The 25,797-nt window shown below is 65.8% G+C and carries 25 protein-coding genes; 18 read left to right on the top strand and 7 right to left on the bottom strand.

Translation table 11 applies throughout. The features are described 5' to 3' along the window. Window positions 1-23 precede the first annotated feature (23 nt). Window positions 24-233 carry a hypothetical protein gene (locus tag DNK10_RS07265; protein ID WP_131191057.1) on the top strand — a complete coding sequence of 70 codons (210 nt, stop codon included), beginning with the start codon at window positions 24-26 and terminating at the stop codon, window positions 231-233. Window positions 234-992: 759 nt separating this feature from the next. Next, window positions 993-1,307: a DUF736 domain-containing protein gene (locus tag DNK10_RS07275; protein WP_131191059.1), complete on the top strand. Its 315-nt coding sequence runs from the start codon at window positions 993-995 to the stop codon at window positions 1,305-1,307. Window positions 1,308-1,845: 538 nt separating this feature from the next. On the opposite strand, the gene DNK10_RS07285 is transcribed toward DNK10_RS07275, so the two are convergent. Together DNK10_RS07285 and DNK10_RS07290 are read right to left on the bottom strand one after the other, a co-directional pair. Next, complete coding sequence (locus DNK10_RS07285) at window positions 1,846-3,612, bottom strand: hypothetical protein (RefSeq protein ID WP_131191060.1); 1,767 nt, start codon at window positions 3,610-3,612, stop codon at window positions 1,846-1,848. A 490-nt stretch (window positions 3,613-4,102) separates the two neighbouring features. After that, the gene (locus DNK10_RS07290; protein WP_131191061.1) at window positions 4,103-4,396 is read right to left on the bottom strand and encodes a helix-turn-helix domain-containing protein; all 294 of its coding nucleotides are present in this window, start codon (window positions 4,394-4,396) and stop codon (window positions 4,103-4,105) included. Window positions 4,397-4,694: 298 nt separating this feature from the next. Between DNK10_RS07290 and DNK10_RS07300 the strand changes: the two genes are divergently transcribed. From DNK10_RS07300 to DNK10_RS07350, 9 genes are all read left to right on the top strand, one after another. Further along, window positions 4,695-5,045, top strand: coding sequence for a DUF2958 domain-containing protein (locus tag DNK10_RS07300; protein WP_131191063.1), 351 nt, complete (start codon window positions 4,695-4,697; stop codon window positions 5,043-5,045). A gap of 337 nt (window positions 5,046-5,382) precedes the next feature. Next, complete coding sequence (locus DNK10_RS07305) at window positions 5,383-6,180, top strand: DUF2285 domain-containing protein (protein ID WP_131191064.1); 798 nt, start codon at window positions 5,383-5,385, stop codon at window positions 6,178-6,180. Window positions 6,181-6,255: 75 nt separating this feature from the next. Continuing rightward, the gene (locus DNK10_RS07310) at window positions 6,256-6,540 is read left to right on the top strand and encodes a helix-turn-helix transcriptional regulator (protein ID WP_131191065.1); all 285 of its coding nucleotides are present in this window, start codon (window positions 6,256-6,258) and stop codon (window positions 6,538-6,540) included. 26 nt (window positions 6,541-6,566) lie between these two features. Beyond that, window positions 6,567-7,412, top strand: a complete 846-nt coding sequence (locus tag DNK10_RS07315; protein WP_131191066.1) for a replication initiator protein A — start codon at window positions 6,567-6,569, stop codon at window positions 7,410-7,412. Between the two features lie 265 nt (window positions 7,413-7,677). Beyond that, window positions 7,678-8,316, top strand: a complete 639-nt coding sequence (parA, locus tag DNK10_RS07325) for a ParA family partition ATPase (protein ID WP_131191068.1) — start codon at window positions 7,678-7,680, stop codon at window positions 8,314-8,316. After that, window positions 8,313-8,582, top strand: a complete 270-nt coding sequence (locus DNK10_RS07330) for a chromosome partitioning protein ParB (protein WP_131191069.1) — start codon at window positions 8,313-8,315, stop codon at window positions 8,580-8,582. The genes parA and DNK10_RS07330 overlap by 4 nt, the downstream gene beginning before the upstream one ends. Then, the gene (locus tag DNK10_RS07335) at window positions 8,579-9,136 is read left to right on the top strand and encodes a DUF2840 domain-containing protein (RefSeq protein WP_131191070.1); all 558 of its coding nucleotides are present in this window, start codon (window positions 8,579-8,581) and stop codon (window positions 9,134-9,136) included. Before DNK10_RS07330 ends, DNK10_RS07335 begins: the two co-directional genes overlap by 4 nt. Beyond that, entirely contained in the window at window positions 9,133-9,720 is a 588-nt protein-coding gene (locus DNK10_RS07340; RefSeq protein ID WP_131191071.1) for a S26 family signal peptidase, read from the top strand. The genes DNK10_RS07335 and DNK10_RS07340 overlap by 4 nt, the downstream gene beginning before the upstream one ends. A 448-nt stretch (window positions 9,721-10,168) precedes the next feature. Beyond that, a complete protein-coding gene (locus tag DNK10_RS07350) occupies window positions 10,169-12,163 on the top strand; it encodes a relaxase/mobilization nuclease and DUF3363 domain-containing protein (protein WP_131191073.1) in 1,995 nt (664 codons plus the stop codon). Window positions 12,164-12,360: 197 nt separating this feature from the next. Here the strand turns inward: DNK10_RS07350 and DNK10_RS07355 are convergent, their stop codons facing one another. Continuing rightward, window positions 12,361-13,212 carry an NAD(P)H-binding protein gene (locus tag DNK10_RS07355; protein WP_131191074.1) on the bottom strand — a complete coding sequence of 284 codons (852 nt, stop codon included), beginning with the start codon at window positions 13,210-13,212 and terminating at the stop codon, window positions 12,361-12,363. A gap of 110 nt (window positions 13,213-13,322) precedes the next feature. Here DNK10_RS07355 and DNK10_RS07360 point away from each other — a divergent pair, with 110 nt between their 5' ends. Continuing rightward, entirely contained in the window at window positions 13,323-13,736 is a 414-nt protein-coding gene (locus DNK10_RS07360; protein ID WP_131191075.1) for a winged helix-turn-helix transcriptional regulator, read from the top strand. A 380-nt stretch (window positions 13,737-14,116) separates the two neighbouring features. Here DNK10_RS07360 and DNK10_RS07365 read toward each other — a convergent pair whose 3' ends face one another. From DNK10_RS07365 to DNK10_RS07375, 3 genes are read right to left on the bottom strand one after another with little or no spacing between them, the layout of a single operon-like run. Beyond that, window positions 14,117-15,091, bottom strand: coding sequence for an aspartyl/asparaginyl beta-hydroxylase domain-containing protein (locus DNK10_RS07365; protein WP_131191076.1), 975 nt, complete (start codon window positions 15,089-15,091; stop codon window positions 14,117-14,119). 4 nt (window positions 15,092-15,095) lie between these two features. After that, window positions 15,096-18,221, bottom strand: coding sequence for an efflux RND transporter permease subunit (locus DNK10_RS07370; RefSeq protein ID WP_131191077.1), 3,126 nt, complete (start codon window positions 18,219-18,221; stop codon window positions 15,096-15,098). A 13-nt stretch (window positions 18,222-18,234) separates the two neighbouring features. Then, a complete protein-coding gene (locus DNK10_RS07375; protein WP_131191078.1) occupies window positions 18,235-19,395 on the bottom strand; it encodes an efflux RND transporter periplasmic adaptor subunit in 1,161 nt (386 codons plus the stop codon). A gap of 317 nt (window positions 19,396-19,712) precedes the next feature. Between DNK10_RS07375 and DNK10_RS07380 the strand changes: the two genes are divergently transcribed. Genes DNK10_RS07380 through DNK10_RS07390 form a run of 3 tightly spaced genes read left to right on the top strand, consistent with a single transcriptional unit; the run spans window position 19,713 to window position 22,589 of the window. Continuing rightward, window positions 19,713-20,540, top strand: a complete 828-nt coding sequence (locus DNK10_RS07380) for a MipA/OmpV family protein (protein ID WP_131191079.1) — start codon at window positions 19,713-19,715, stop codon at window positions 20,538-20,540. After that, on the top strand, window positions 20,537-21,223 hold the full coding sequence (locus DNK10_RS07385) for a response regulator transcription factor (RefSeq protein ID WP_131191080.1): 687 nt from the start codon (window positions 20,537-20,539) through the stop codon (window positions 21,221-21,223). Before DNK10_RS07380 ends, DNK10_RS07385 begins: the two co-directional genes overlap by 4 nt. Next, complete coding sequence (locus tag DNK10_RS07390; RefSeq protein WP_131191081.1) at window positions 21,192-22,589, top strand: sensor histidine kinase; 1,398 nt, start codon at window positions 21,192-21,194, stop codon at window positions 22,587-22,589. Before DNK10_RS07385 ends, DNK10_RS07390 begins: the two co-directional genes overlap by 32 nt. A 41-nt stretch (window positions 22,590-22,630) precedes the next feature. Here DNK10_RS07390 and DNK10_RS07395 read toward each other — a convergent pair whose 3' ends face one another. Continuing rightward, window positions 22,631-23,296 carry a TetR/AcrR family transcriptional regulator gene (locus DNK10_RS07395; RefSeq protein ID WP_244216221.1) on the bottom strand — a complete coding sequence of 222 codons (666 nt, stop codon included), beginning with the start codon at window positions 23,294-23,296 and terminating at the stop codon, window positions 22,631-22,633. A 222-nt stretch (window positions 23,297-23,518) separates the two neighbouring features. Here DNK10_RS07395 and DNK10_RS07400 point away from each other — a divergent pair, with 222 nt between their 5' ends. From DNK10_RS07400 to DNK10_RS07410, 3 genes are read left to right on the top strand one after another with little or no spacing between them, the layout of a single operon-like run. Next, window positions 23,519-24,544, top strand: a complete 1,026-nt coding sequence (locus DNK10_RS07400; protein WP_131191082.1) for an NADP-dependent oxidoreductase — start codon at window positions 23,519-23,521, stop codon at window positions 24,542-24,544. Window positions 24,545-24,575: 31 nt separating this feature from the next. Further along, window positions 24,576-24,974, top strand: coding sequence for a nuclear transport factor 2 family protein (locus DNK10_RS07405; RefSeq protein WP_131191083.1), 399 nt, complete (start codon window positions 24,576-24,578; stop codon window positions 24,972-24,974). 49 nt (window positions 24,975-25,023) lie between these two features. Next, complete coding sequence (locus DNK10_RS07410) at window positions 25,024-25,764, top strand: 3-oxoacyl-ACP reductase family protein (RefSeq protein WP_131191084.1); 741 nt, start codon at window positions 25,024-25,026, stop codon at window positions 25,762-25,764. Window positions 25,765-25,797: the final 33 nt, after the last annotated feature.

The following is a 25,797-nucleotide window of genomic DNA, read 5'->3' on the forward strand; positions in this document are numbered from 1 at the left end:
CTTCGCTTGAAGGAGAAGCCCGCATGACCCGCACCCCCACCAGCCGCCCGCGCATGGCGGCGATCTATGCACCCGGCACGGTGCGCGCCCGCCGCTGGCACGGCGAAGGCGACGTGCGCGGCTACCGCCCGCCCTCGGGCTGGACGGCCTGCGCCGACCTCACCGACACTCACCCCATCAGCGGCCAACTCTTGCCGCGTTCGGTGTGGTGGATCATCGAAACCAAGGAATAACGAGCAGCACCGGCCCCAAGCCGTTCCGCCTTGGGGCCGGTGGTCGAAAATCCGGGCGCGGCGGTGGCCGCGCCCGGTTCCAGCGTCCAAAGCAAAATCGCCACGTCGCCGCCTTCGACCAGGCGGCGACGTGGCGGACGTGCAAGTGCCTTGCACGCGGTACAGCCATCGGCGCCCGCTGACGCGGGCAAGGTTTCGATGGCGCCCCGCCGCCGTGGGCGGGGCTTGTGGGACTACGCCCCGGCTTGCTGCGGCAGGTTGTGCCAAAGCGTGCCGTCCTCGACGCTGGCGGTTCGCGCTTGTACGTCACGAGGAGCGGTTCACCGACACGCCACTCGGCCTCGCTATGGAGCATCCACGCCACGCCTCAAGCCCGTCGCCGCAATCTGGGGCAAGGAGCGTTCTCGCTTGTCGTTGGGGTGTTGGCCTTGCCAGTGTCAGGGCGCAAGCCGGTGAAGCCGTCACGCGGGGATGCCGAGTCGGCCACGTCTCCATTCGGCAGCGGGCGGCCCGTGCGTCCTTGGCTTGTCGTGAATCCTGGCGAGGGAACGGCTGCGCCTTGGGCTTCATGGCCGCAACCTTCCAGCGAAAACAATTTCCCCTGCGCTGCGCGCATTCCTCGCGGGACAAATTCTTTTCGCTTCCAGGCTCTCCACGATGTTGCGACCGCTGCGCGATGCGGCCAGCCCATCCCCCGCCGGCCGGATCACAACAAGGACGCACTGGCGCGACCTTGTTCAACCCGAAAGGAGAAACATCATGGCTAACATCGGCACCTTCACCGCAGAGAAAGACGGCTTCACCGGCCAGCTCCGCACCCTGACCCTCAACGTCAAGGTCAAGCTGATTCCCAACGACAAGGGCGACACCGAGAACGCCCCCTACTTCCGCCTTCAGGCGGCCGGCCATGACATCGGCGCGGCGTGGAAGAAGACCAGCGAAGCCGGGCGGCCCTACGTGTCCGTATCCCTCGACGATCCTTCGTTCCCGGCAACGGTCTATGCCCGCCTGATCGAGAACGAGGACGGCACGCACGACCTGATCTGGTCGCGCAGCAAGCCCAAGGCGGCCTGACGGCCACCCACCGCGCCCCGCCCATTGCGGCGGGGCGCGATGCTGCTGATCGCAGTACCGCGCGCACAGGGTTTCGGCGGTTGCCTTATGCCTGGCATGCCCCTGGACTGATCGCATTGGTGATGGTCGGATGGCTCGAAGCCCGTGGCAGCAGGAACGGCATGGCGTGTCGGCGCGCTGCGCCGCCAGACTTTCGGGCTGCGCCCCGTGCCGACTTCGCCGTCACGGCCATGCGGTGTCAATCCCTCACGCCTCGCGCCTGCGGCGCTGCGCGCTTTGCTTCCCTCCAGGGGAAAGTCCTACGGCCTATCCCCGCCGCGCTGCGCTTGGCACCCCTTGAACATCGCAGAACCGGCTCGCGCCGGTTCGGCCGGCCAGCGCCCCGCCGAGATGGACGGAGCGCTGGCTGATTCGGCAGCTATTGGCTAGGAGCAGCCGGTCACCGCAAATGAAAGCGGACGTTCAACGTGAAGGTGAGCAGCGCCTTGCCGCAACGTGTCCGAGTCCACCGACCTGTTATGCGGCATCTGCGACGCCCTCACGGACTCGCGTTCTTCTCGAAGAGTAGCTTGCCGATCCACCACACGGCGTGCCCGACGTTGTGGATAAGTTGCTCGCCCTGGCGCAGGTACGAGAAACTCTCGTTGATCCCGGCAAGCTTCAGGGCCTCCGCAATCTTCGATCCAGTCGGGTGCGCATCGCCGACTCTCATCTCATAAGCGCCGACCACGGGACCAAGCACCGTTCGCGCTCTTTCCTCCCCGACTTGCTTGGCTAGTACGTCCTGAAGGAGTTTGTTGGAGCCAAGCTTGTCCTTCTCCTTGTGGGTCGAGAGTTTACGGAGCTCTCGAACGTTAAGGCGATCCGAAAAGACTCGGATGGTCTCCTTCGCGAGACGCAGCAATGAGGCTTGGTCCTTGCTGTGAAAGCGAGATACCTGCTGCATAGCTGACTCGTCGTCGATACTGTGGCTGAACAGCTCAACCCCAAACTTGTCGCGGAAGCCCTGTTCGAGCATTCGCATGCTCACAAAGAGCAACTCTTCCACGGCATGTGTAGACGCCGGTTGCGTCTTGACTTGCGCAGATAGCAGTTCTCCTGAGACCTTTCCATCGGGTGGAACGTTGTGTGCTGCCCAGATATGCTGCTCCCACGCCGCGAGCCGTGCGATATCGTAGGCGTAGACAGTTAGCAAGTCAGCGGAATTGATGCCGAAATGCGTGGCGTAGCCAGAGGTAGACCCAATGGCACCAGTCTCTGCGGTGTACCACTTGAGGGAGAAGCCTCGTCGGCCGAGTAGGTCGGTCACCACGCTTGTGCGAAACCATAGCCAGCGACCAATATCTTCAGAGTCGAGCGCAGAGGATGCCGCCCTTGTTCCATCAGTCTCAATGATGAAGTGCGGCAAAGATTGATCGGTGTCGCCGCGAACCCGCACGCTCAGGCCTCGGTGATCGATCCACTCATCTTTCCAGAATTCACCTTCAACGCGGACTCCGTCGGGCCCGGATCGGACGCCTTCCGACTGCTCGGATTCTGTGTTGTCGTCTCTCTCCGGTCCCAGCACGGGAGCGTCCTCTTCCTCATCGACATCAGTTCTCCAGACGCGGAACGACGCCCAACTTCCGCCATAGACGTCATTGAGGCTTCGAGTGAGGAGTTCAAAGCGACCGCCATCTCGATCGTTCTGATGGTTCTCCAGCCCTTCGTACTCAGTGCCTTCAAGCGAGGCTACATTTTCAACACGTTGCCGATAGTAGGAGAGACGTAGCGCAAGACCTCTTGCGGCAAGATAGTCAATCAGAAACTCTCGTTTGATCTCGATAAGCCGATGCTTGCCATCGTCGTCAAAAAACTCGCGAGCGACGACAACGAAGTCTTCCTCAGGCCTCACCCAGTTGTTGCCTTCCTTAACTAGGCGGAGCGCGATGACAAGGTCTGGATTCAGTATCCACTTTGTGCCTCCGACAACAGGCTGGTCATGCACGAATACCAGCTCAACTCCAATCGGCTCTTTGTCGTTGTACTGGTACTGGTCTACCGGCGAGTAGTAGCCATCCTCATATGCGTACGGTCGCGCGCTGTGGCCGATGCCCAGATCGCTCCAGCTCAGTTTCTCTGCGACTTCTCGGTGTTGCGGAGGGAACGCGACCGATCCACAGCCGAAGAACTCGCTCACATAGCCAACTTGAGTAACCCGAGCTTTGCCCTGCTCATCATCTTGTGATGCGCGTAGCGGCACCCATGTCGCGTTTGCAAAGGATCGGCGCGTCTCGCGTGTTTGAAGAACCCAGTCTCTGTTCATTTTGTGGTCACTTAGGGTCAGAGGTGTCGCTCCGTCTCGGTCGGCGACCAATATGGCTGTTCAGGCCGCGCCGTGTACCGCCGCAGCTTCCTTATGCCGCTGTATCCCGCAAAACCTACGAGATAAACTGGGCCGTGCGGGATATTCTGGACACTGATTCCTCCTGGAGGTGGCTTGCAGCACAGGTTTGCATGGATCGGCCTAGTCAAAAATCCAAGTATAAAAATTCATTGAAACCCGTCACGCGCCAACTTGCCAAACTATAGATTGCCAGTAGGCAGAGACCGGGATTTCCAACAGCAGCGAGCAGCAAATCAATGACAGCTTCCGGGTGGCGTTACTCAACGGCGGCTCAGGGTCGTTCTCTACCGTTGCCGTAGATGCTTTTTACCGCGACTTTGCACTAGCCTCTAGGAATACACCCCTGCCGCGCCTGACCCAGTGCTCTCGACACCCAAAGCCACCTTGCGTCGGACGAGTCCGGCTGCCGCTACGGCTTGGCCGCCGCTGCGAGCTGGCTTTCAGCCTCGCTCATCAGTACCGCCGTGCTGCATTCGAGCGCGCCGGCGATCTTGAAGATCAGCGCCAGCGTGGGCATGTGCTCGCCGCGCTCGACCTTGCCCATGTGGGAACGTTCGATGCCAGCCAGGTTGGCCAGCGATTCTTGCGCAATCCCGCGCTCCATCCGCAGCGCACGCACCCCCGCGCCGAAGGCTTGCGCCAACTCGGCATCGAAGGTGGTGGCACCGGCCGGTCGGCCGGGTTGAACGGATCGCTTCTGCATAGACAGAAGCGTCCAGTCGCGGGACAATTAAAACCACGTTATCTTTAACTCATGACAGTAATTTAGTCCGCTTCCGTGCTTTTGCTGAAATCCGCAACTGCGGATTTCACCGGAACCGGGGAGTCGCATCCGTGTCTTTCCTGACCCACGTAATTCCGCTTCTGCGTTTCCGTGCCTGTACGGATTCGATGGCTTGCGCCTTCGTGCTTTTCCGCCAAAGCACGCATCCGCTTCAGCGGTTCTGCGCTTCGGTGGAAAATCGTATCCGTGCATGCTCGGGTGCGTGGGGATTCGAGCCATGACCCAGCCGCTCGTCACCGCTGAACAGCGGGCGCAACTGCTCGCCGTCGGCGAGGCACGCGCCGCTGGTCGGAGCATCGACCCGATGCCGACGGTACGGCTGTTCACTCCTGACGCGCACGCCACCTGGCTGCTGGCCGCGCTCGATCCGGCCGATAGCGATACGGCATGGGGGCTGATCGACTTGGGAATAGGCATGCCCGGCCTGGGCCATGTGAAGCTGTCCGATCTGGCGTCCATCGTCGGGCCGCACAAGCAACCTGTGATGCGCGATCGCTACTTCCAGCCGGCGCGGCTGCTGTCGGAGTACCTGCGGCTGGCCGAGGAAAACGGCTCGATCACCGACTGACCAACCCCAGCCAACGACAGCGCATTCTGACTATTTCAGTCTTACCCAAGACCCGGAAGGTCTGAATCCACACTCTTGCACCGAAGCGGTGCGCTTCTGCTGGAAACAGTCATGATCTTTGGCGCGGGCTGCTGCACGGTGCTCCATGCTGCGCACCATTTTCGTGGCGGCGCAGCCGTCGCATTCAGACGATTTCCGCAATGCCCTGGAGCGAATCAGTCTTGACACCAGCAGTTACAGCTTACCCCGATCTCGATGACGACTTGATGGCGACTCGATAGCTCCCGCATGGCGGAATCCGTGGCGACGTTCCTGCTGAATGACAGGAGGTTGCGTCATGGCTGACCCGAGCGCCGAACATTGGTATCCAACCGCCGCGTATCTCTACACGCTGCACCTCGACGGCCCCGCGCTGGCGTGGGAATACCTGCGCCGCCACCCCGACTACCGCCGCGACTGGCTGCGCCGTCGCCGACAGCCAGAGGCCGCCGGACGCTGGGGACTGCGCCTGCTGGAAGATCCTGCCCTGGATGCGCGCGACGCGCACCCGGCCTGGTTCCCTGACCACGATGCCGTCGTGCAGCTCTACCCGGACGCCGACCCGCCGCCCGATGCGGCGGCCTTCGCGTTCTGGCGCATTCCCGGCCAGAAGCATCTGATCCACGATGGCAAGCGCTTGGTGGTGCTGGCACGCTGGCCGGGCTGCTGCCTGCGGCTGGTGATCGCTCCCGGCCTGGCCGATGGCATGGCCTACGCCTATGCCATCCGCGCCTGCGCCACACCTTGCGTCCGCTATCAGGCGCTGGCGGCCGAGCTGGACAAGCTGGCCACCGCTGGCGACGCCTTACCCGCGGGAATGGCACGGCCACGACCGACAATCGCCACATTGCTGGAGTTGAACACGCTCCAGGCGCTCGACGGCACCCTGGCGGGCGCGTCCTTGCGCGACGTGGCCGAAGGGCTGTTCGGTGCCGATACGGTCGCGGACGACTGGCACGCGGACAGCGCCTTGCGTGCCCGCGTTCGCCGGCTGGTGCGCCGGGGCGATGCGCTGATGCGCGGCGGCTATCGCCGCCTGGCACAGCTTCCGTCTGTTGCACAGGGACGCGCCGCATCCCCTGCAAAACGTCCCTGAGCAGGAAGCCTAGCTTTCTTGAAAGTGCCTCTATCCGGCCGCGTGGTGTGGCTGGGCTTGATGGAGGTACATCCCATGCGACCTGCTCCCTTGCGGCCTGCCGCCGTTGCTGTCGCTGCGCCAGCGCAGCCCCAACGCTACCTGACCAACGACGAGGCCGCCGAGTACCTGCGCCTTAGTCCTCGCACGCTGGAGAAGCAGCGCGTGATCGGCGGCGGCCCGAAGTTCCGCAAGTTCGGCCGGCGCGTCATGTACGCCGTGAGCGACCTCGACGCCTGGGCCGATGCGCGCAGCTATGAGGCCACGTCCGACCCGGAATACGCCGAGCGTCATGCGGGTGACTACCGTGACGGCCGCTGATCGTCGGTGCGTGAGTGGCCTCCGCCATGTCCAGCCCTCCAGGGCAAGCCTTACCGCAGCGCGAACAGCTCGACCTGTTCCGCGCGCTGCCGGGCGACATGGCACCGCGCGACAGCCAGGACTTGATGGCCTTTCCGTTCTTCTCGCTCGCCAAGTCGCGGCGCACCGCGCCGATCGACTTCCGAGCGGGCGGCATCACCATCCGGGTGGAGGGCACGGCCGAGCATGGCATCGCCACCATCTGGGATGCCGACGTGTTGATTTGGGCGGCCTCGCAGATCGTGGAAGCGCGCGACGCGGGCATCCGCCCGTCGCGCTGGATACGCGCCACGCCCTACGAGATCCTGCGCTTTATTGGACGAGGAACATCCCTCAACGACTACCTGCGCCTGAAAGCCGCGCTGGATCGCCTGCAATCAACCAGCGTGGCCACGTCCATCCGCGAAACCACCGGAAGGCGCTTGCATCGCTTCTCGTGGATCAACGAGTGGAAGGAACTGGCCGACGCCAGCGGCGTGCCGCTGGGCCTCGAATTGATCCTGCCGGATTGGTTCTATGCCGGCGTGGTGGACGCCGCCCTGGTGCTGACCATCGACCCCGCGTACTTCCGCCTCAAAGGCGGCATCGAACGCTGGCTGTACCGCCTGGTGCGCAAGCACGGCGGCAAGCAGCCGGGCGGCTGGCAATTCGACTTCCGGCACCTGTACCGCAAGTCCGGCAGCGCGGCGCGCTTCTCGGACTTCGCCTACGACCTGCGCGTCCTGGTGGCGCGGCAGTCGCTGCCCGGCTACGTCCTGGGCATCGAGGCGATGCCGGAGGAAGGATTGGAGCTGCTGACCTTCCGGCCCGTGCTGCATACGGCACGGGGATAACTGCGGTAAAGCCTGTGGACGGCCTCGTGCTATCAGGAGTACCGGGTATCGTGCTATCAGGAGTACGCCTATCGTGCTATCAGGAGTACGAAAACGCCGGAAAGCCAATAACGGCGCGGGTTTGCGTCCCCTCTAACTTACCTAACTATAAATCTCTAACTTTTAGTAGAAGCGCGCCGATTCAGTGGACAACCACCGAACGGCACGGCGAACAGCGTTTCGCACGGCAGGCAAAGCCTGGCTTTCCAGCATGGAGGGCCACGCAATGATCGTCGCGCTGCTCAACCAAAAAGGCGGCGTCGGCAAGACCACGCTCGCCACGCACATCGCCGGCGAACTGGCGATGCGCGGGCAGTCGGTCATCCTGCTGGATGCCGACCCGCAGGGTTCATCGCTGGACTGGACGCAACGCAGAAGCCAGCAAGGCTTGCCACGGCTGTTCAGCGCCGTGGGCCTGGCCCGCGAAACGCTGCATCAGGAAGCGCCAGAACTCGCCCGCCGCGCAGATCACGTCATCATCGACGGGCCGCCCAGGATCGCCGCCTTGGCGCGCTCCGCGCTGCTGGCGGCCGAGCGCGTGCTGATCCCGGTGCAGCCCAGTCCCTACGACCTCTGGGCCAGTGCCGAGATGGTGGCGCTGATCCGCGAAGCGCAGGTGTTCCGGCCTGCGCTGCGCGCGGCCTTCGTCATCAACCGCCGCGTCAGCACCACGGTGATCGGTCGGGAGGCGCGGCAGTCGCTGGCCGAACAGCCGCTGCCGGCGCTGCGCTCGGAAGTGCATCAGCGCATCGTCTTCGCCGACAGCGTGGCCGCTGGCCGGCTCGCACGCGAGACGGCGCCCGACAGCGCCGCCGCACGCGAGATCGCCGCACTGGTGGACGAACTGCTGCGGTGGCCGACATGACCGCGAAGCCACCACGCAGCAAGCGCGTCGGCATCGGTGCGCGTCCGCCCGCGAATCCGCACGCCGAGGCGTGGATTCGCCAGGGCGACGCCGATGCGCTCAACAAGGGCGACCTCTACACGGCCCGCCTGACGCTCGACGTGACGCCAGCGATGCGTGCTCGCATCAAGGTTTCGGCCTTCACGCGAGGCGTGACCGTGGCCGAACTGCTGCGTGACCTGCTGGAGCGGGAGTTTCCCGACAACCGCACGGAGAACCTGCCATGAACGCATCCATCGCGCCTGCCGCGAACGCGGCCACGGCGGCTGCATCGACCACGCCATCGCCGTCCCTTTCAGCACTCGCGGGCCAAGCCGGCAACGTGCTGCTGACCCGTGTATCGCTCGCCTACATCGAACCGCGCTTCAAGCTCTACCTGCGCTTCGGCGAACCGGCGCGCACGCTCCAGCTCGACCGCTGGCGGCGCTGCGCGGTGTTCCTGCCGCGTGCAATGTTCTGCCGTGTGCGCTGGCAGGCCAACGACTACGGCACGATCCGCTGGCAGCTCATGGTGATGCAGGCTGGCACCCCGCTGGATGCCTTGCAGCGCATCCCCGGCGTGCGGCCCGGCGCGCGCCTGCTGCTGCACGCCGAAGGCGAGAACTCGGTGCGCGCCGTGCTGGAACGCATCGACGCCATCGAGGCGCTGGGCATCGCCCCGTCTGCCGTCTCGCCCGCGTACTGGCGCACGCTGGGCAACCGTCTCGCGGCGCGCCTGCCGCTGCCCGAATACACCGCCGAGCGGCATGCTGCCTGGCTCGCTGGGAAGGCGCTGCCATGACGACCGTTTCCACTTCGTCCGCCTCGCCGCGTCCCTGCTCGCGCCTGCGCGCTCGCACCGTGCTGGCGGGCCTGACCGCCTGCGGCCTCGCTGCGCTGGCCTGGGCGGCTTTCGTGTCGCCGCTGCCTCGCCTGACGTACAACCCATCCGACAGCGTGGCGGTCGGCTGGTATCGCATCGAACCGTTCGACCCGCGCACCGCCTCGCTGCCACGTCCGTTGTCCGTGGACAGCATCGTGCTGGTGCCGCTGCCAGCCGAGGCCGCCGCATTGGCTGCGCAGCGCGGCTACCTGCCGACGCGCATTCCGCTGCTCAAACGTGTGGGCGCAGTCGCACCGCAACACGTTTGCATCGTCGCTGGTCAAGTACGCATCGACGGCGTGCCTTCGGCCGCCGCGCTGCCTGCCGACCGGCTGGGCCGGCCGCTGCCATCCTGGCCGCAATGCCGCCGCCTTGCGCCTGGCGAACTGTTCCTGTTGAGCGTGACGAATCCGGCGTCGTTCGATAGCCGCTACTTCGGCCCGGTCAGCGCATCCGCCGTGATCGGCGTCGCGCATCCGGTCTGGCTGGAGACACGCCCATGATGGCCGCCGATTCGCTGCACGTTGCTGTGCATCTCATCGTGCCATCGGGCATGTCGTTCCGGCTGCTGCCGCCATGTCGTCGCGCATGCAGCGCGGGCGCATCCGCGCCGCGCTTCGCGCAACATCCGGCGCAGCCGTCCACCGTGCAGGCGTCTTGCCTCGAACGCGCCCGGCCTGCGGCCATTGGCGCGTTCGCCGGCGAGCTGGCTGCAAGCAGCGCAGCGCCGCCGGGCCGCCGACGCCCGGAGCGACAGCGAGGGGCAAAGGCGGAAGGCAAGACAAAAGGACGCGGCACCGGGCCGCGTCGAAAGCCTGTCTGCACGTGGGGGTGGCGCGGCACGGAGCGGCTTTGCCGCCGTGCCGCGTTCGGCGCGAGGGTTACGCCAATGCAGGCATGTCCGCGTGCTTCGCACGACCAGACACGCCCGAGCTTGCGGGGAGCGCAGGCATGACCGACCGCCGCGACGACGATTTCCGGGTGCGCCCCAGCGCCCCGAAGAACCGGGGCAAGGGCCAGGGGCAGAGCTTCGTTTCCAAGGTGCTCAAGCAGACCGGCAAGGCCAGCGGCGGCAAATCCTCGATGCGCCACCCCGCAGGCAGTGGCAGCGGCGCACGGGCAGGCCAGCGGCCCGGCTCACGGCTTGGGCGCGGCCACACGGCGGCGCGCTTCGCCGGGGCGAAGCTCACGCCCATGTCGCGACGCGTGACCATCAAGACCCTGCTGGTTAATCAACGCAACGCCAGCCCGCAGTCGCTCGCCAAGCACCTGCGCTACATCGAGCGCGACGGCGCCGGCCGCGATGGCGAATCGGGCCGGGCCTACGGGCCGCAGATCGACGAAGCCGACCTTGATGCCTTCAAGGAGCGGGCCGCCGACGACCGGCACCATTTCCGCTTCATCGTCTCCCCGGAGGACGGCGCCGAGTTGGACGACCTGCGCACCTACACCCGGCATCTGGTGAATCGGATGGAAGCCGACCTGGGCACGCGGCTGGATTGGGTGGCGGTGGATCACTGGAACACCGACAACCCGCACACGCACCTGATCGTGCGCGGGCGCGACGACACCGGCGAAGACCTCATCATCGCGGGCGACTACATCGCCCACGGCTTCCGCCACCGGGCTGCCGAATTGGCGACGGAATGGCTTGGGCCGCGTACCGAACTGGAGATCCAGCAGACCTTGCAGCGCGAGGTGGAGCAAGAGCGGTGGACGAGCCTCGACCGCACGTTGCAGCGCGAGGCCGGCGACGATGGCCGGGTGCGGATCGAACGCTTCAACGAACCCCGGCTGCAACGCCAGCGCCTGCTGCTGATCGGCCGCCTGCAACGTTTGCAGCGCCTGGGCCTGGCCGACGAGACGCAGCCCGGCACCTGGGCGGTTCACGCCGATACCGAGAAGACCTTGCGCGCCCTGGGCGAGCGTGGCGACATCATCCGCACCATGCAGCGGGCCATGAGCGGCCAGCCGCGCGAGCTGGCGGTGTTCGAGCCGGGCGACGACGGCCGAACCATTGTCGGCCGCGTCGCTGCCAAGGGGCTGGCCGACGAGCTGCACGACCGCGGCTATCTGGTCATCGACGGCGTGGACGGCAAGGCCCACTACGTCGCGTTGAACACCCGCGACGAGCTGGCTAACTATCCCACCGGAGCCGTGGTGGAGGTACGCGGTTCCGCCGAGGTGCGGGCGGCCGACAAGAACATCGCCACGCTGGCGAGCGATGGCCTGTACCGCACCGATCACCACCTGGCGATCGAGCAGGGCCGGGCCAAGCCCGGCCGCGACCCGCAAGAAATTGTCGCGGCCCATATCCGCCGGCTGGAATCCCTGCGACGCGCCGGCATCGTGGAGCGTGTGGCCGATGGACTATGGAAGGTGCCGGACGATCTGGCCGAGCGTGGCCGCCAGTACGACTCGCAACGGCTGGGCGGTGTGGCGGTGGAACTGAAATCGCACTTGCCGATCGAGCGGCAGGCGCGCGTGATCGGCGCGACTTGGCTCGACCAGCAACTGATCGGCGGCGGCCGCGGGCTGGGCGACCTGGGCTTTGGTGGCGACGCCAAGCAAGCGATGCAGCAGCGCGCCGACTTCCTGGCCGAACAGGGGCTGGCCGAGCGGCGCGGGCAGCGCGTGATCCTCGCCCGGAACCTGCTGGGCACGCTGCGCAATCGCGAGCTGGCGCAGGCCGCTAAGGACATTGCCGCCGAAACCGGTCTGGAGCACCGCCCGGTGGCTGACGGCCAGCGTGTGGCTGGCATCTACCGGCGCAACGTCATGCTCGCCAGCGGGCGCTACGCGATGCTCGATGACGGCATGGGGTTCAGCCTAGTGCCGTGGAAACCCATCATCGAACCCCGCTTGGGTCAGAAGCTTGCCGGGACTGCGCGCGGGGGCAGTGTGTCGTGGGAGTTTGCTAGACAGAAGGGAATCGGGATTGCCTAACCGGTGTAGGTGAGCTGCCACAGGCGCGCGTGGTCCCGGCACGATACAGGCGAATGAGCCCCCTCTAGCAGAGACCGAATCCATAGCTATGTTGTGCGCTTCAAACATGATCGATCAGCGTTGCATTGCGCGTTTGTTGAAAGCGGAATGACAATTGGCTAGTCGATACCAAGCCAGAGCGATCCAGCGGATAAGAATCATCGGCCGAACTCTTTGGCTAGGATGTCGGCAAGTGACGTAGGGGTTTGGCCCCCCAATTTCTCGACGTCTCCGGTGACGATGTCGTAGGCACCTTCGGCCTGGCTGATCTTCATACTCACTACAGCGTCAACCACAAAGGCAGGTAAGCCAGCGCTGGAAAGGCCGGTATGTAGCTCTTCCTCACTGAGCAGGGCAAATCTGTACGGCTTTTGGGCAGCTCTGGATATTGCTTCGGCCCGTTCGGCACCAGAAAACGCCTGGGGTCCAGTCAAGTTGTAGATGGCCCCGGAATGCCCCGCGGTTGCCAGCGCACCTGCAGCGGCTACGGCCACATCATCGCGTGAAACGAACGCAACCTTGTTCTCGGCGATTCCCGGCAGCGCGCCCAGATCGAACGACATCTTCGCCTCTTCGATCAAGGTTTCGGCGAAGTAGTTCATCCGCAGAATCGTCCAAGACGGAATAACGCTTTGAATCAATCGTTGCTCGCCTCGCCAGTACGCTGCACCCATTGCTGGCTCGTGCTTCTCACGCGTGCCGCATGCCGAGAGGAGGTAGACCGCATTCACACCTGCAACGGCAGCAGCGTCGATTGCCGCGACTACCTGCTTGCTTCGCACGCCGTACCCCAGATCCGCGCTGGGGATGATGAGCACCCGATCGAGGCCCGCGTACGCCTGTGATAGCGAGTCGGACTGGTCGTAGTCGCCAAAACGGCCTTCCAACTGCTCGCCCGTAGCGGGCGTCCGTGAGATTCCAACCAACTCGTGACCAGGAAATCGCCGGGAAAGCGCTGCGATGACGGCCTTTCCTACATGGCCGCTTGCGCCGCTGATGCCAATCTTCATCTGAAATCCCTTTTAGGAACAATTTGTTCGTGATGATAGATTGGTGCTCAAGGAACACAAGAGCGCATTAGAATGTGCACGACGAACACTGATGTGCGTAGTGAGGGTGTATGAGCAGTGAAACAGATGAGCCTCGGTCAGCCACGACCACCGATGCAGAAAAGGAATGCCGTGCGTTGGCCCAGATCATCGACCGTATCGGCGACAAGTGGACCGTCATGGTGCTCGGCCACCTTTCCGAAGGGACGCTCCGCTTCAACGAACTCATGCGGAAGATCCCAGGCATCTCTCATCGCATGCTGACGCTGACACTCCGAGGCTTGGAGCGTGACGGCCTGGTCCTGCGAAAGCCATTTGCGACAGTGCCACCTCGTGTCGACTATGCGTTGACGCCATTAGGGCACACCCTCAAGAAGCCGATCACGATGCTGGCCGAATGGGCACGCGCGAAGCGCGGCGATATCGAGCTTGCACAAGCCCGCTATGACCGAAAAGCAGAGAAGAGCAAGCCCCGTGGTTCCTAGCAACTGAGGACCCACCTCAAGGCGGTAGCGTGCGTCGGTGAGCGCGTTTGCCGAACCAGAGTCTGCGCCGGGCCTGGACTTGGCTTCGCTGATGCGGGGTCAAACTGGGCCAGATGTTTCAGCCATCCGGCGCCTCATCCGGGTGGTACCGAGGAAGGCGGCCAAGAGGCCGCGGGCAATCGCAGATTCACCAATCCGCGATTATCGGACGGCCCGAGTGAACTGATGAGGTTCGGTGCGTAGCGCAATGCCCACTGGACCCCGGCCCTCGTCTTCTATGAAGGCAAGGCTACGACCAACATCCACGCCGGCGCGCGCTTCGACTACACCCCGGCCCGTCAACACACACGGCTCGCATCAGGCGGCGGCAACGACCGCACTCAACGCAACAGCGCTTCGATCAGGCTGAACGCGCCGAACAGGAGTGCCATCAACAGCGCCAGAAGCGTGAGGTTGAGCAGGTACTTGAGCGCCTTGTAGGTCCGCCGGCGCTCGGCACGCAGGCGAAGGCTCCACGCCTGCATCGGCGCCAAGGCCGAGAACAGCGCGCTGAAGACGCCACGCGCGTCCTCCGCGGTGTTCGGAACGACCGTGCCTCTGGCGATGAGGCGATAGCCCCTGTTGAACAGGCGACCGAGGACGTTCATCGGGCGATCGACGTCGCACATGAGGATCAGCCTCGCCTGGCCGGTATCGTTGCGGGCGAAGTGGGGGTAGGTCTCGTCGAACACGAAATCCCCGCCGTCGTGCCAGACGCATTGCCGACCATCGACGGTGATGTGGCAGTGCTCCGAATTCGGCGTGGACAACCCCATGTGATACCGGAACGAACACCCGAGCGGGTCCGAGTGCATGGTCAGCTCCGAGCCGGCCGGCAGGATCGAGAACATCGCGCCCCGCACCTGCGGCACCTGGGCGAGCAGCGCCAGCGTGCGCGGGCAGAGCCGTTGCGACGAGCGGTGCGTGGTGCCGTACCACTTGAGGTAGAACTTGCTCCAGCCGCGCTTGTAGAAGGTGCGGAAGCCGACGTCGTAGTAGCCGGCCGATCCCGGTGCCTTGGTGGCCTCGAAGACGCCCTCGGCCTGCAGTGCCAGCGCCTCGTCGCGGATGGTCCGCCAGTTGTCGCGCAGGATGGCGATGTTCTGCAGATAGCCGGCGTCCAGCACCGCGCTGCGCGCCGACGCCCGGGTCGTCATGTAGAGCATGCAGTTCAGCGGTGCGAGGATCGGCCAGCTCTTGCGCAGGTATTGAGTCAGCGAGGCATATCGGACATTGCCGCGCCAGCGGTAGACATAGGCGATGGACGCGGTCGAGTAGACCGCGATGGCGATGATCGCCAGCAGGCTGTAGTTCACGGCATCAGGTCTCCGGGCTCGGAGAAGGCTGGCTGGACCCGTCGTCCACCACTGCCGGCCTGGACGTGCGACGGATGCGCCGGACAGCCCATTGCACGGCGTCGTCGACGTAGCTGTAGACGACCGGGATCACCAGCAGGCTCAGGAAGGTGGACGTGATCAGTCCGCCGATGACGACGATGGCCATCGGGGCGCGGAAGCTCGGATCGGCGCCCCAGCCCAGGGCGATCGGCAGCATGCCGGCGCCCATGGCGATGGTCGTCATCACGATCGGGCGCGCGCGCTTGCGGCAGGCATCGACGATCGCCTCCCAGCGCGCCAGGCCGTGGTCGCGACGGGCGATGATCACGTAGTCGATCAGCAGGATCGAGTTCTTGGTCGCGATCCCCATCAGCATGATCAGGCCGATCATCGACGGCAGCGAAAGCTCGGAGCCGGTGACGAACAGCGCCAAGAACGCACCGGGCACCGAGAGCACGAGCGCGGCCAGGATGGTGAGGGGCTGCATGAAGTCCTTCAGCAGCAGGACCAGCACCATGTAGATGCACAGCAGGCCGGTGAGCATCGCCGCGGCGAAGCCCGTCGCCAGCTCGCCCATCGCCTCGGCATCCCCGGCCACGGTCTGCACCACGCCTGCCGGCAGGTTCTGCAGGCTGGGCAGCGCCAGCGCGGCCTGTTCGATCACGCCGAGCGGCTGGCCGTTGAGTTCGATCTCGAAATTGACGTTGCGCAGGCGGTCGTAGCGGGTGATCTCGGTCGGCCCGCTGCTCATTTCGAGCACGGCCACGTTCTCCAGCGCGACCGGGCCGCGGGTGCCGGGAACCGGCAGACGCTTGAGCGTCTCGTAGTCGGTGCGCGCGTCGTCGGTGAGCCGCACGACCACCGGCACCTGCCGCTCGCTCAGGTTGAGCTTGGCCAGATCCTGGTCGTAGTCGCCCAGCGTGGCCACGCGCAGCGTCTCCGCGATCGCCGCCGAGGTGACCCCGAGTTCGGCCGCCTGCGCGAAGTCCGGCCGCACGACCAGTTCCGGGCGCAGCAGACTGGCGGTCGAGATGACCGCGCCGATGCCGTCGAGCGTGCGCAGCTCGCGCTCGACCTGTTGCGCGTGCAGCGCGAGCACGTCGGGGTCGTCGCCGGCGAGGACCACCACGTAGCTCTCGCTGCCGCCGTCCATGCCCACCCGCACGCGCACGCCGGGCAGCGCGGCCAGTGCATCGCGCAATGCCGCCTCGATGTCCTGCCGGGTGGTGCCCGAGCGCTCCCCGCGCGGGGTCAGGCCGAGCGTCAGCACCGCCTGGCGTACGTCGGCCGCGGCAGCGCCCGACTGGAACGGATCGGCACCGGCGTTGCCGCCGCCGATCGCGGTATAGACCTGTCCGACGTGTTCGTGGCGTTGCAGGAGGCGCCGCGCCCGCTCGGCGAGCGCGACGGTGTCCTGGAGCGTGCTGCCGGGCGGCAAGGTCAGCGTGACCTGGGTCTGGGCGTTGTCGTCCGGCGGGATGAAGGTGGTCGGCAGACTCGCCGCCAGCGCCAGGCCACCGACGAAGAACGCCGCGGCGACGGCCACGGTGACGAAGCGATGGCGCAGGCACCAGCGCGCCCAGCCGAGATAGGTCTCGACCCAGCGCGGCACATGCGCGGCATGCCGCTTCGGCGCGCGCAGCAGGTAGGCCGCCATCATCGGAGTCAGCATGCGGGCGACCACCAGCGAGAAGAACACCGCGATCGCCGCGGTCCAGCCGAACTGCACGAAGAAGCGGCCGACCGTGCCGCTCATGAAGGCCGTGGGCAGGAACACCGCGATCAGGGTGAAGGTGGTCGCGACCACCGCCAGGCCGATCTCGTCGGCCGCCTCCATCGCCGCCTGCCAGGGCGTCTTGCCCATCAGCAGGTGGCGCTCGATGTTCTCGACCTCGACGATGGCGTCGTCGACCAGCACGCCGATCACCAGCGACAGCGACAGCAGGGTCACGATGTTGATCGTGAAACCCATCAGATGCATCAGCGCGAAGGTCGGGATCGCCGACAGCGGCAGCGCCACCGCCGCGATCAGCGTCGCCCGCCAGTCGCGCAGGAACAGGAACACCACCAGCACCGCGAGCGCAGCGCCCTCGTAGAGCAGCCGCATCGAGCCGTCGTAGTTCTCGACCACCGGATCGACGAAGTTGAAGGCTTCGTCGATGGCGATGTCCGGGCGGTGCGCCTTCAGTGCTTCCAGCGCGGCGCGTACGCCCTCGGCCACTTCGATCTCGCCAGAACCGCGCGCGCGCACGATCTCGAACCCGACCACGGACTTTCCGTTGAGCAGTGCCGCCGAGCGCCGCTCGGCGAAGGTGTCGGTGACCGTCGCGACCTCGTCCAGCCGCAGGCGGCGCCCGTCGTTGAGGGTGATCTGCAGCGCGGCCAGTTCCTCGGCCGATTGCACGGTGCCGATGGTGCGTACCGACTGCTCCGCGCCGCCGAAGCCCACCCGACCACCCGACGCCTCCTGCTGCATCTCGCGCAACTGGCGGGAAATGTCCGCCGCGGTGGCGTTGCGCGCCAGCATACCTGCCGGGTCCAGATCGACGCGCACCTCGCGGGTGACGCCGCCCACGCGCGCCACGGCGCCGACGCCGGGCACCGCCAGCAGCATCCTGCTCACCTCGTTGTCGACGAACCACGACAGGGCCTCGTCGTCCATGCGCGAGGACGCGACCGTGTAGGTCAGGATCGGCGATCCGGCCAGCTCGACCTTCTGGATCACGGGGTCGTGCAGGTCGGTCGGCAGGTCGGCACGCACCCGCGACACCGCATCGCGCACGTCGTCCACCGCTTCCTGCGTCGGCTTCTCCAGATCGAACTCGACCATGATGTTGGCCGCACCGTCGGCCAGCGTGGTCTGAATGTGCCTGACACCCTGGACGGTCGCCAACGCGTTCTCGATCCTGCGCGCGACATCGTTCTCCATCTGCGACGGCGAGGCGCCAGGCAGCAGCGCCGTCACCGTGACCATCGGCAGGTCGATGTCGGGGAAGTTCTGGACCTTCATGCCCGCAAAGCCCATCAGGCCGATCACGGTCAACAGGATGAACAGCAGGATCACCGGGGTCGGATTGCGGATCGACCACGAGGAGACGTTCAATCGCATCGTCGGCTCCCCGTCACTTCGCTACGGCCTGCGCGCCGGCGGCGGCCGAGCCGCCGCCCTCGGCCGGAGGCTCGGCGTCGGCCACACGCACCACGTCGCCATCATTCAGGAAGGCGGCGCCGGACTCGACCACGCGCGCCGAGGCGTCGATGCCATCGACGATCTCGACCCGGGCGGCCGCGCGCCGCCCCACGCTCACCTTGGTCCGTTCGACCTTGCCGTCCGGCCCCACGCGCAGGACGTAGTGGAAGCCGTCACGCAGCAGCACGGCGCCCTGCGGCAGGGTCAGCGCACGGGCGCTGCCGGCCTCGAATACGCCACGCGCGAACACCCCGGCATAGGCGGCGCTGCCCGCAGGCAGATCCACGTAGACCATGCCGTTGCGGGTCTGGGTATCGACGGATGGCGCGATCATCCGCAGCCGGCCTTCGATCGCCGGGCCACCGGCCGGTGTGATCTGCGCCACCAGACCGGGCCTGAGCCGGGCAAGCTCGGACGAGGCGACTTCCGCACGCCATTCGAGCCTGCCACCGCGGATCAGGCGAAACAGTTCCTCGCCAGCCGGCAGGACGGCGCCGACCGTCGCGCTGCGCGCCGAGATCACGCCGTCGTCCGGCGCCAGGACCTGGGTCTGCGCCAGCCGCAGCCGTTGCACCCGTTCCACGGCCCGCGCCGACTCCAGTCGCGCCTGCGCGGTCTGCTCGGCGACGATCAGTTGCTGGACCTGCTGTGCCGACATCGCGCCGCTGGGCTCCAACTGCCGCGCCCGGCGGGCGTTGGCGGCGGCTTCCACCAGCGCCGCTTCGGCCTCGGCGAAGGCAGCGCGGCTCTGCGCAAGTTCGGCCCGGACCGTGTCCGCGGCAAAGGTCGCCAGCACTTGCCCGCGCCTCACCACGTCGCCGACGTCGGCGCGGACCTGTTCCAGGCGCAGGCCGTTCGCCTCGGTGCCGATGCTGGCTTCCTGCCAGGCCATGATGTTGCCGTTGGCCGAGATGGTGAGCGGCAGCGCCAGTTCCTGCGGTGTGGTGACGGTGACCGTGAGTGCGGGCCTGACGGCGACGGCGTTCGCCTCGTCCGCGGGGGCATCGCTGTCCCGAACGACGAGCGCGACTGCCGCTGCCAGTACGACGATCGCGATGCCTGCATAGGCGGCCGGGCGGGAAATCTTCTTCATGTTTTCCAGTTGCTTTCCTATGGCGTCGTCACGTGGCGGACCGGCTGCCATCGAGGACACGACACAGCGGCATCCGGGCATGCGTGCGCTGACGGCATGGCTCGATGGCCGTGCTTTGGGCGCGGCTGTAGAGGCATCGGCGCTCGGGCACCGAGGATGGGAATGGGTGGCATCGGGTGGGCTCGTCCTGTCTTGCGACGAGACTGTTTCCCAACCTGCCTTTCTCGATACTTACGGGACTGATCGGATGTGCTGGTAAGGACGCCGTAAGACGAACGCTCTGACGATGGCGTTTCTCTCAACTCCCGGTGCCAGCCATGCTTCGATCGTTCTCTCGCGTCCCCAGACGCCACAGCGCTGCCCTGCGTTTGGCGGGTGCTTCAGCACTCGCGCTCGGGCTGTCCATGCCCTTGGCGGCCCTCGCCAACGACCGGGACGACGGAGATTCGGACTGGTCCCTCGGCCTGGGCCTGGGTGTGATCAGCCAGCAGCAGCCGTATACCGATATCGATCGCGAGGAAATCGCGATTCCGATCGTCCAGTACGAGAACAAGTATTTCCGTCTGTTCGGGCCGACCGCGGAAGTCAAGCTGCCCGGCTTCGACATCGGCCGGTCGCAGCGCCTCGATTTCAGCGTGCTGGCCCGCTACAGCGCCGGTGCGGGATACGAACCCGGCGATGCCCCGATCCTGAACGGCATGGAGGAACGCAAGGGCGCCTTCTGGGCAGGCGCCAAGGCGGTATGGAGCAGCGACTGGGTCGATGTCAGCGCCGAATGGACGGCCGACGTCTCCGGCGACAGCGACGGCCAGCGCTTCGCCCTCGGCCTGGAGCGGACCTGGCGGATCGGCGAGCGCATCCGGCTGACGCCGCGTCTCGGCGCGAATTGGATGGACGACAAATTCGTCGACTACTATTACGGCGTGCGCGACAGCGAAGCTCGCGTGGGCCGCCCGAGCTATGTCGGGACATCCGGCGTCAGCGCCGAAGCCGGTCTGCAAGGTGTCTACATGTTCAATCAACGGCATTCGCTGGTGCTGGATCTCGAAATCACCAGCCTCGCCTCCGAGATCAAGGACAGTCCCCTGGTCGATCGTTCGACGCAGAACCGCGTGTTCCTCGGCTACGTCTATCGCTTTCGATGAGCCGCGTCCTGCTGGTCGAGGACCATGAGCGGCTGGCCCGGCTGATTTGCCAGGGCCTGACGAGCGTGGGCGTGGCCGTCGATGTGTTCGAGCGCATCGACCTCGCCTGGACCGCGCTGCAGGAGATGCCGTACCAGGCGCTGATCCTCGATCGCGGCTTGCCCGACGGCGACGGACTCGATCTGCTGCAACGCCTGCGCATCGCGGGAATCGGCATGCCGTGTCTGGTGCTGACCGCGCGCGATGCGCTGCACGATCGCATCGAGGGCCTCAATTCCGGCGCCGACGACTATCTGCCGAAGCCGTTCGACATGGACGAGATGGTGGCACGGGTGCGCGCCTTGTTGCGCCGTCCCGCCGAATGCCGCCCGCTCAATCCCGATCACGGCGATTTGGTGCTGCGTCCAGAGGAAGGGGTCATGTGCTGCGCGGACGAGCGGGTCACGCTTCCCCCTGCGGAAATGCAGATCATGCTGCTGCTGGTCGACAGGCATGGGCACGTGGTGCGTCGCGGCGCGCTGGAGGCTGCGGCCTGGGGCTTCGGCGAGGCGGTCACGCCCAATGCGCTGGATGTCGCCGTGCACCGCATACGCCGCAAGCTGATCGCGATCGGTTCACTGCAACGGGTCGCCAACGTGAGAGGTGTGGGTTATGCGCTTCGTGAAGACGGGCTGGCTCAATAGCCTCCGGGTGCAGGTGCTGCTCGTGTACGTCGCAGGCGCGGCGCTGAGCATCCTGTTGATCGTGCTGGCCTCCGGGGCGATCGTCAATTCGCAGGGAAGCTTCCTTTCCGGGCTCAATGTGGCCGCCACCGCCGCGGACATGGCCGGTGAACTCCACTTCGACAGCGACGGCGTACCCGACGGTTTCGAGCCCAGGCGGGACGGCAGCGACATCGACTTCGAGTGGGTGTTCGACTACATGACGCAGGACTCCGCATACCGCGTGCTGGATGCCTCCGGCAACGTCGTGCTGGCTTCCACCGCCGACGAGGACTTCTGGCGGGACAGCGCAGCGCACCGGCTTGAGCGAGGGCGTTTCGAGTTCGCGCATGAAGGGGTGGCGATGCTTGGCGCGACCACGTCGGTCGAGCACGATGGGCGGATCTGGTACTTGCAGCTCGCAGCCAGCAAGCGATTCATGCAGCTCACGTACGATGCGTTTGCCGTACCGTTCACGGTGGTTGGGATCAGCCTGTTCAGCGTGGTTCTGCTGTTCGTTTTCGGCCCGTGCGTCTACGTCACGCTGAGATACACCCTCAGGCCGCTGCTGGCCGTGTCCGATTCCGCCGCCGCGATCTCGCCGCGCTCGCTGCATGCGCGCCTGCGCACGCGCGGCGTCCCGTCCGAGATCATGCCGCTGGTGGACAGCTTCAACCGCGTGCTCGAACGGCTGGAGCACGGCTACCGCATCCAGCAGGAGTTCCTCGCCACGGCCGCGCACGAACTGAAGACGCCGCTGGCGCTGATCCAGGCGCAGATCGGATTGATGGAGCGTGGCAATGAGCGCGATTGCCTGCTCAACGACGTCAGGCACATGACCCGCCAGGTCCAGCAACTGCTGCAACTGGCCGAGGCGAGCGAGGCGCAGAATTACAGCTTCGCCCCCGTCGATGTGTCGGCGGTCGCCAACGAGGCGGTCGATTACCTGCAGCGCATGGCCGGCGCGGTGGACGTGCGTCTGGTGCCGTCAGTCGAGGCCGGCGACGTGCAGTGGTCCGGCGACAGGAGCGCGCTGTTCACGCTGCTGAAGAACCTGCTGGAGAACGCCATCCAGCATGCGCCGCCCGGCACCGAGGTCGGCGTGGAGGTCGATGCCGGCTCGATTTCCGTCCGCGACCGCGGGCCGGGGGTTGCGCCGGAGCATCTGGCGACCATGTTCTCCCGCTTCTGGCGCGGCAAGCACCGCCGCGATGACGGGGCCGGCCTCGGGCTGGCGATCTGCCAGGAGATCGCGTTGGCGCACGGCTGGACGCTGTCGGCACACCGGGCGGAGCCCGGGCTGATCCTTCGCGTGTCGCGGCCGGACGGCGCGGCAGTTCCCGGCTGAGCCGGCGAATCCATCTCCGGCAGGCCCGCACGCGTCCTGCATCAGCCGCGGGTGCGGGCGTCGAACCCCAGCATCGCAACGTGGGCCACGTCTTCCAGTTCCGCGCGGCTTGCGCCGTCGCGCGCCAGAATCGACATGCCGTTCTGCACGGTCTGCACGAAGCGGGCGAGCGCATGGACATCGGTGGAAGCAGGCAACTCGCCCTCGGTCACGGCGCGGCCCAGACGGGCCTTCAAGTGGTCGAGCGTGGTGGCCCGCGCCGATTTCACCAGCTCGCCGAGTTCCGCATGGCCTTCGCTGCCGACCGAGGACAGCGTCACCATGCAGCCGCGTGGAATGTCGGCGAGGCATCCCGTCAGGGCCGCGGCGGAGTCCAGCAACAGGGACTCGACCGCGTCACGGGTCGTACCGGCGGCGAAGAACTTGTCCCAGACCAGCGCTTCATAGTTGGCACGGTAGTGGTTCAGCGCCTCGGCATAGAGCGCCTCCTTGGAGCCGAACGCGGCGTAGAGGCTGGGCGAGCCGATCCCCATCGTGTCCTTCAGGTCGGTAATGGACGTGGCTTCGTAGCCCTTCGTCCAGAACAGGCGGGTGGCCTGCGCCAAGGCGGCTTCCCGGTCGAACGCACGGGGGCGTCCGCGGTCGCGGCCTTTGGTCGTCTCGACGGCCTGCGGTGGCTTCCTGGAATTTTGCATCGATCGTTTCATAAATCCATTGACTCCGCTGCGCAACGACTCTACCATTTCTGTGTCGATCAATACAGAAATATTGAGCGATGCGTGAGTTGTCGGCAAGGCGCGTCCTTGCTCTATTTCTGTATCGAACGATCGATACTGAATGATTGTGAACGATACGCGGGCCGCTTGGCAACGCGCGGCTCCTCGTCCCTCCATCCGCACACAGGCCTACGGCCCCTGAAAGGAAATGAAATGGCAAGCAAGTCAAACCGGCAGATCGTCGTCGCGGCACGCCCGAACGGCGATGCCAAGCTGAGCGACTTCGATTTCGTCGAACAGGCGATCCCGTCTCCCGGCGAAGGCGAAGTCCTGACCCGCAACCTGCTGATCTCCATCGACCCCTATCAGCGCAGCCTGATGGGCAATGCGTCCACCGAGCTGCCGCCGATCGACATCGGCCAGCCCATGTCCGGCCCGACGGTCGCCATCGTCGAGCAGAGCAGGAACCCGAACTTCGCCGTGGGCGATCACGTCGTCGCCTGGTCGGGCTGGCAGCAGTACGGGCTGTCCGACGGCGCCGACCTCAGGAAGATCGACCCGGACGCACCGCCCCCCTCGACCGCGCTCGGCGTGCTCGGCCATACCGGCCTGACGGCCTGGCTGGGGACCACCAAGTTCATGAGCCCGAAGCCCGGCAGTACGTTCGTGGTGACGGCCGCGGCCGGCTCGGTGGGTTCGCTCGCCTCCCAGCTCGCCAAGCTGCGCGGGCATCGCGTCGTCGGCATCGCCGGCGGCGCGGACAAGGTGCGGTACCTGAAGGACGACCTCGGCCTCGATGACGCGGTGGACTACAAGGCAGCGGACTTCGCCGAGCAACTGGCCCGCGCCCTGCCCAACGGGCTGGACGCGCTGCTCGACAACGTCGGCGGCCACATGTTCGAGGCGCTGATGCCGCACTTCAATCACCACGCGCAGATCGTCATCGCCGGCCTGATCTCCCAATACGCCCATCCGGGAACGGCGCCCGGTCCGAATCATCTGCCGGCCCTGCTGAAGCTGTTCCTGTATCGCTTCATCCAGGTGCAGGGCTTCGCGATGCCGGATCACGTTGCCAGCTACCCCGAGTTCCTTGCCGAAGTGGCTCCGCTGGTGGCGCAGGGAAAGATCAAGTACGGCAAGGAGTTCGTGGACGGGTTCGACAGCATCCCGACCGCCTTCCTGAGGCTGTACGACAGCAGCAATCCCAACCGCGGCAAGCTGATCGCGCGCGTGGGCTGATCGCATCGCGGATGCGTCGAGAGGACATCGAATGAGCATCGAAGAAAACAAGCGCATCGTCGAAGTGTTCTGCGGGCACTTCGAGCACGCCGCCATCGACGACGTGCTGGAAATGATGAGTGACGATGCGACGTGGTGGGTCAATGGCAAGCCGCGTCTGTTCCCCGGAGCGGGTCTCAAGACCAAAGCCGAGATGGCGCGGGTGTGGCATGGCCTCTACGCCTCGTTGGATGGCGGCCTGAGGATGGAGGTCGCGGACATGATCGCGGAAGGCGATCGTGTAGCGGCCGAAGTGCGCTCCCAGGCCGCCACCAAGACCGGAAAGCGCTACGAGAACGACTACCACATGCTCTTCAGGCTTCGCGATGGAAAGGTCGTGGAAGTGAGGGAGTACACCGACCTGATGCACGCGGCAGAGATTTTTGGTTGATCCCGGGGAAGACCGGACGATCCACCAGCACATGATCGAGGAATGAAGAATGAGCGAACTGATTGGTAAGCGCGCCCTCGTGACGGGGGCAGCGCGTGGTATCGGTGCCGGCATTGCGCTGGCGCTGGCGGACAAGGGCGCGGATGTGGCCATCACCTACGAACGATCGGCCGATCGCGCCGCCGATGTGGTCGGAGCGATCGAGGCAAAGGGCCGGCATGGGCTGGCGATCCAGGCCGACAGCGCCGATGCGGCTGCCGTGAAGCGTTCGGTCCAAGAAGCCGTCGATGGGTTGGGCGGCCTGGACATCCTGGTCAACAACGCCGGCATCGCCCGCGTCGGGGCCTTCGTGGACATGAAGCTGGATGACATCGACACGCTCTTGAACGTCAACGTGCGTGCGGCCGTCCTTGCGTCGCAGGCCGCCATCCCGCACTTCAAGCAAGGGGGACGCATCATCACCATCGGCTCGTCGATGGCCGAGCGCGTCCCGTTCCCCGACCTGACGGTGTACGCCCTGAGCAAGTCGGCGCTCCTGGCCTTCACGCGCAGCCTTGCCCGCGAGATCGGGGCTCAGGCCATCACGGCGAATCTGGTTCAGCCCGGGCCGATCGACACCGATCTGAACCCGGCCGATGGCGATCTGGCCGACGTGAATCTCCCCCTGACGGCACTCGGACGCTACGGCACACCGGCCGAGGTGGCGGCCGTCGTGGCATTCCTCGCAAGCCCCGCAGCGGGTTACGTCACCGGGTCCGTGGTGACGGTGGACGGCGGGTTCAACGCATGAGCGAGATCCTGATCTTCTGAGCGCGCCATCCGC

Source organism: Phytopseudomonas daroniae (assembly GCF_004327275.1).
Lineage (GTDB): Bacteria > Pseudomonadota > Gammaproteobacteria > Pseudomonadales > Pseudomonadaceae > Aquipseudomonas > Aquipseudomonas daroniae.

What these genes read in the sequence shown, in the direction of transcription:
- DNK10_RS07385 (WP_131191080.1), top strand. Translation starts at nt 20,537, where the DNA reads ATGAGCCGCGTCCTGCTGGTCGAGGACCATGAGCGGCTGGCCCGGCTG.
- DNK10_RS07315 (WP_131191066.1), top strand. Translation starts at nt 6,567, where the DNA reads ATGTCCAGCCCTCCAGGGCAAGCCTTACCGCAGCGCGAACAGCTCGAC.
- DNK10_RS07395 (WP_244216221.1), bottom strand. Translation starts at nt 23,296, where the DNA reads ATGAAACGATCGATGCAAAATTCCAGGAAGCCACCGCAGGCCGTCGAG.
- DNK10_RS07370 (WP_131191077.1), bottom strand. Translation starts at nt 18,221, where the DNA reads ATGCGATTGAACGTCTCCTCGTGGTCGATCCGCAATCCGACCCCGGTG.
- DNK10_RS07375 (WP_131191078.1), bottom strand. Translation starts at nt 19,395, where the DNA reads ATGAAGAAGATTTCCCGCCCGGCCGCCTATGCAGGCATCGCGATCGTC.
- DNK10_RS07305 (WP_131191064.1), top strand. Translation starts at nt 5,383, where the DNA reads ATGGCTGACCCGAGCGCCGAACATTGGTATCCAACCGCCGCGTATCTC.
- DNK10_RS07405 (WP_131191083.1), top strand. Translation starts at nt 24,576, where the DNA reads ATGAGCATCGAAGAAAACAAGCGCATCGTCGAAGTGTTCTGCGGGCAC.
- DNK10_RS07400 (WP_131191082.1), top strand. Translation starts at nt 23,519, where the DNA reads ATGGCAAGCAAGTCAAACCGGCAGATCGTCGTCGCGGCACGCCCGAAC.
- DNK10_RS07355 (WP_131191074.1), bottom strand. Translation starts at nt 13,212, where the DNA reads ATGAAGATTGGCATCAGCGGCGCAAGCGGCCATGTAGGAAAGGCCGTC.
- DNK10_RS07330 (WP_131191069.1), top strand. Translation starts at nt 8,313, where the DNA reads ATGACCGCGAAGCCACCACGCAGCAAGCGCGTCGGCATCGGTGCGCGT.
- DNK10_RS07410 (WP_131191084.1), top strand. Translation starts at nt 25,024, where the DNA reads ATGAGCGAACTGATTGGTAAGCGCGCCCTCGTGACGGGGGCAGCGCGT.
- DNK10_RS07390 (WP_131191081.1), top strand. Translation starts at nt 21,192, where the DNA reads ATGCGCTTCGTGAAGACGGGCTGGCTCAATAGCCTCCGGGTGCAGGTG.
- DNK10_RS07350 (WP_131191073.1), top strand. Translation starts at nt 10,169, where the DNA reads ATGACCGACCGCCGCGACGACGATTTCCGGGTGCGCCCCAGCGCCCCG.
- DNK10_RS07380 (WP_131191079.1), top strand. Translation starts at nt 19,713, where the DNA reads ATGCTTCGATCGTTCTCTCGCGTCCCCAGACGCCACAGCGCTGCCCTG.
- DNK10_RS07300 (WP_131191063.1), top strand. Translation starts at nt 4,695, where the DNA reads ATGACCCAGCCGCTCGTCACCGCTGAACAGCGGGCGCAACTGCTCGCC.
- DNK10_RS07290 (WP_131191061.1), bottom strand. Translation starts at nt 4,396, where the DNA reads ATGCAGAAGCGATCCGTTCAACCCGGCCGACCGGCCGGTGCCACCACC.
- DNK10_RS07265 (WP_131191057.1), top strand. Translation starts at nt 24, where the DNA reads ATGACCCGCACCCCCACCAGCCGCCCGCGCATGGCGGCGATCTATGCA.
- DNK10_RS07340 (WP_131191071.1), top strand. Translation starts at nt 9,133, where the DNA reads ATGACGACCGTTTCCACTTCGTCCGCCTCGCCGCGTCCCTGCTCGCGC.
- DNK10_RS07310 (WP_131191065.1), top strand. Translation starts at nt 6,256, where the DNA reads ATGCGACCTGCTCCCTTGCGGCCTGCCGCCGTTGCTGTCGCTGCGCCA.
- DNK10_RS07335 (WP_131191070.1), top strand. Translation starts at nt 8,579, where the DNA reads ATGAACGCATCCATCGCGCCTGCCGCGAACGCGGCCACGGCGGCTGCA.
- DNK10_RS07285 (WP_131191060.1), bottom strand. Translation starts at nt 3,612, where the DNA reads ATGAACAGAGACTGGGTTCTTCAAACACGCGAGACGCGCCGATCCTTT.
- DNK10_RS07275 (WP_131191059.1), top strand. Translation starts at nt 993, where the DNA reads ATGGCTAACATCGGCACCTTCACCGCAGAGAAAGACGGCTTCACCGGC.
- parA (WP_131191068.1), top strand. Translation starts at nt 7,678, where the DNA reads ATGATCGTCGCGCTGCTCAACCAAAAAGGCGGCGTCGGCAAGACCACG.
- DNK10_RS07360 (WP_131191075.1), top strand. Translation starts at nt 13,323, where the DNA reads ATGAGCAGTGAAACAGATGAGCCTCGGTCAGCCACGACCACCGATGCA.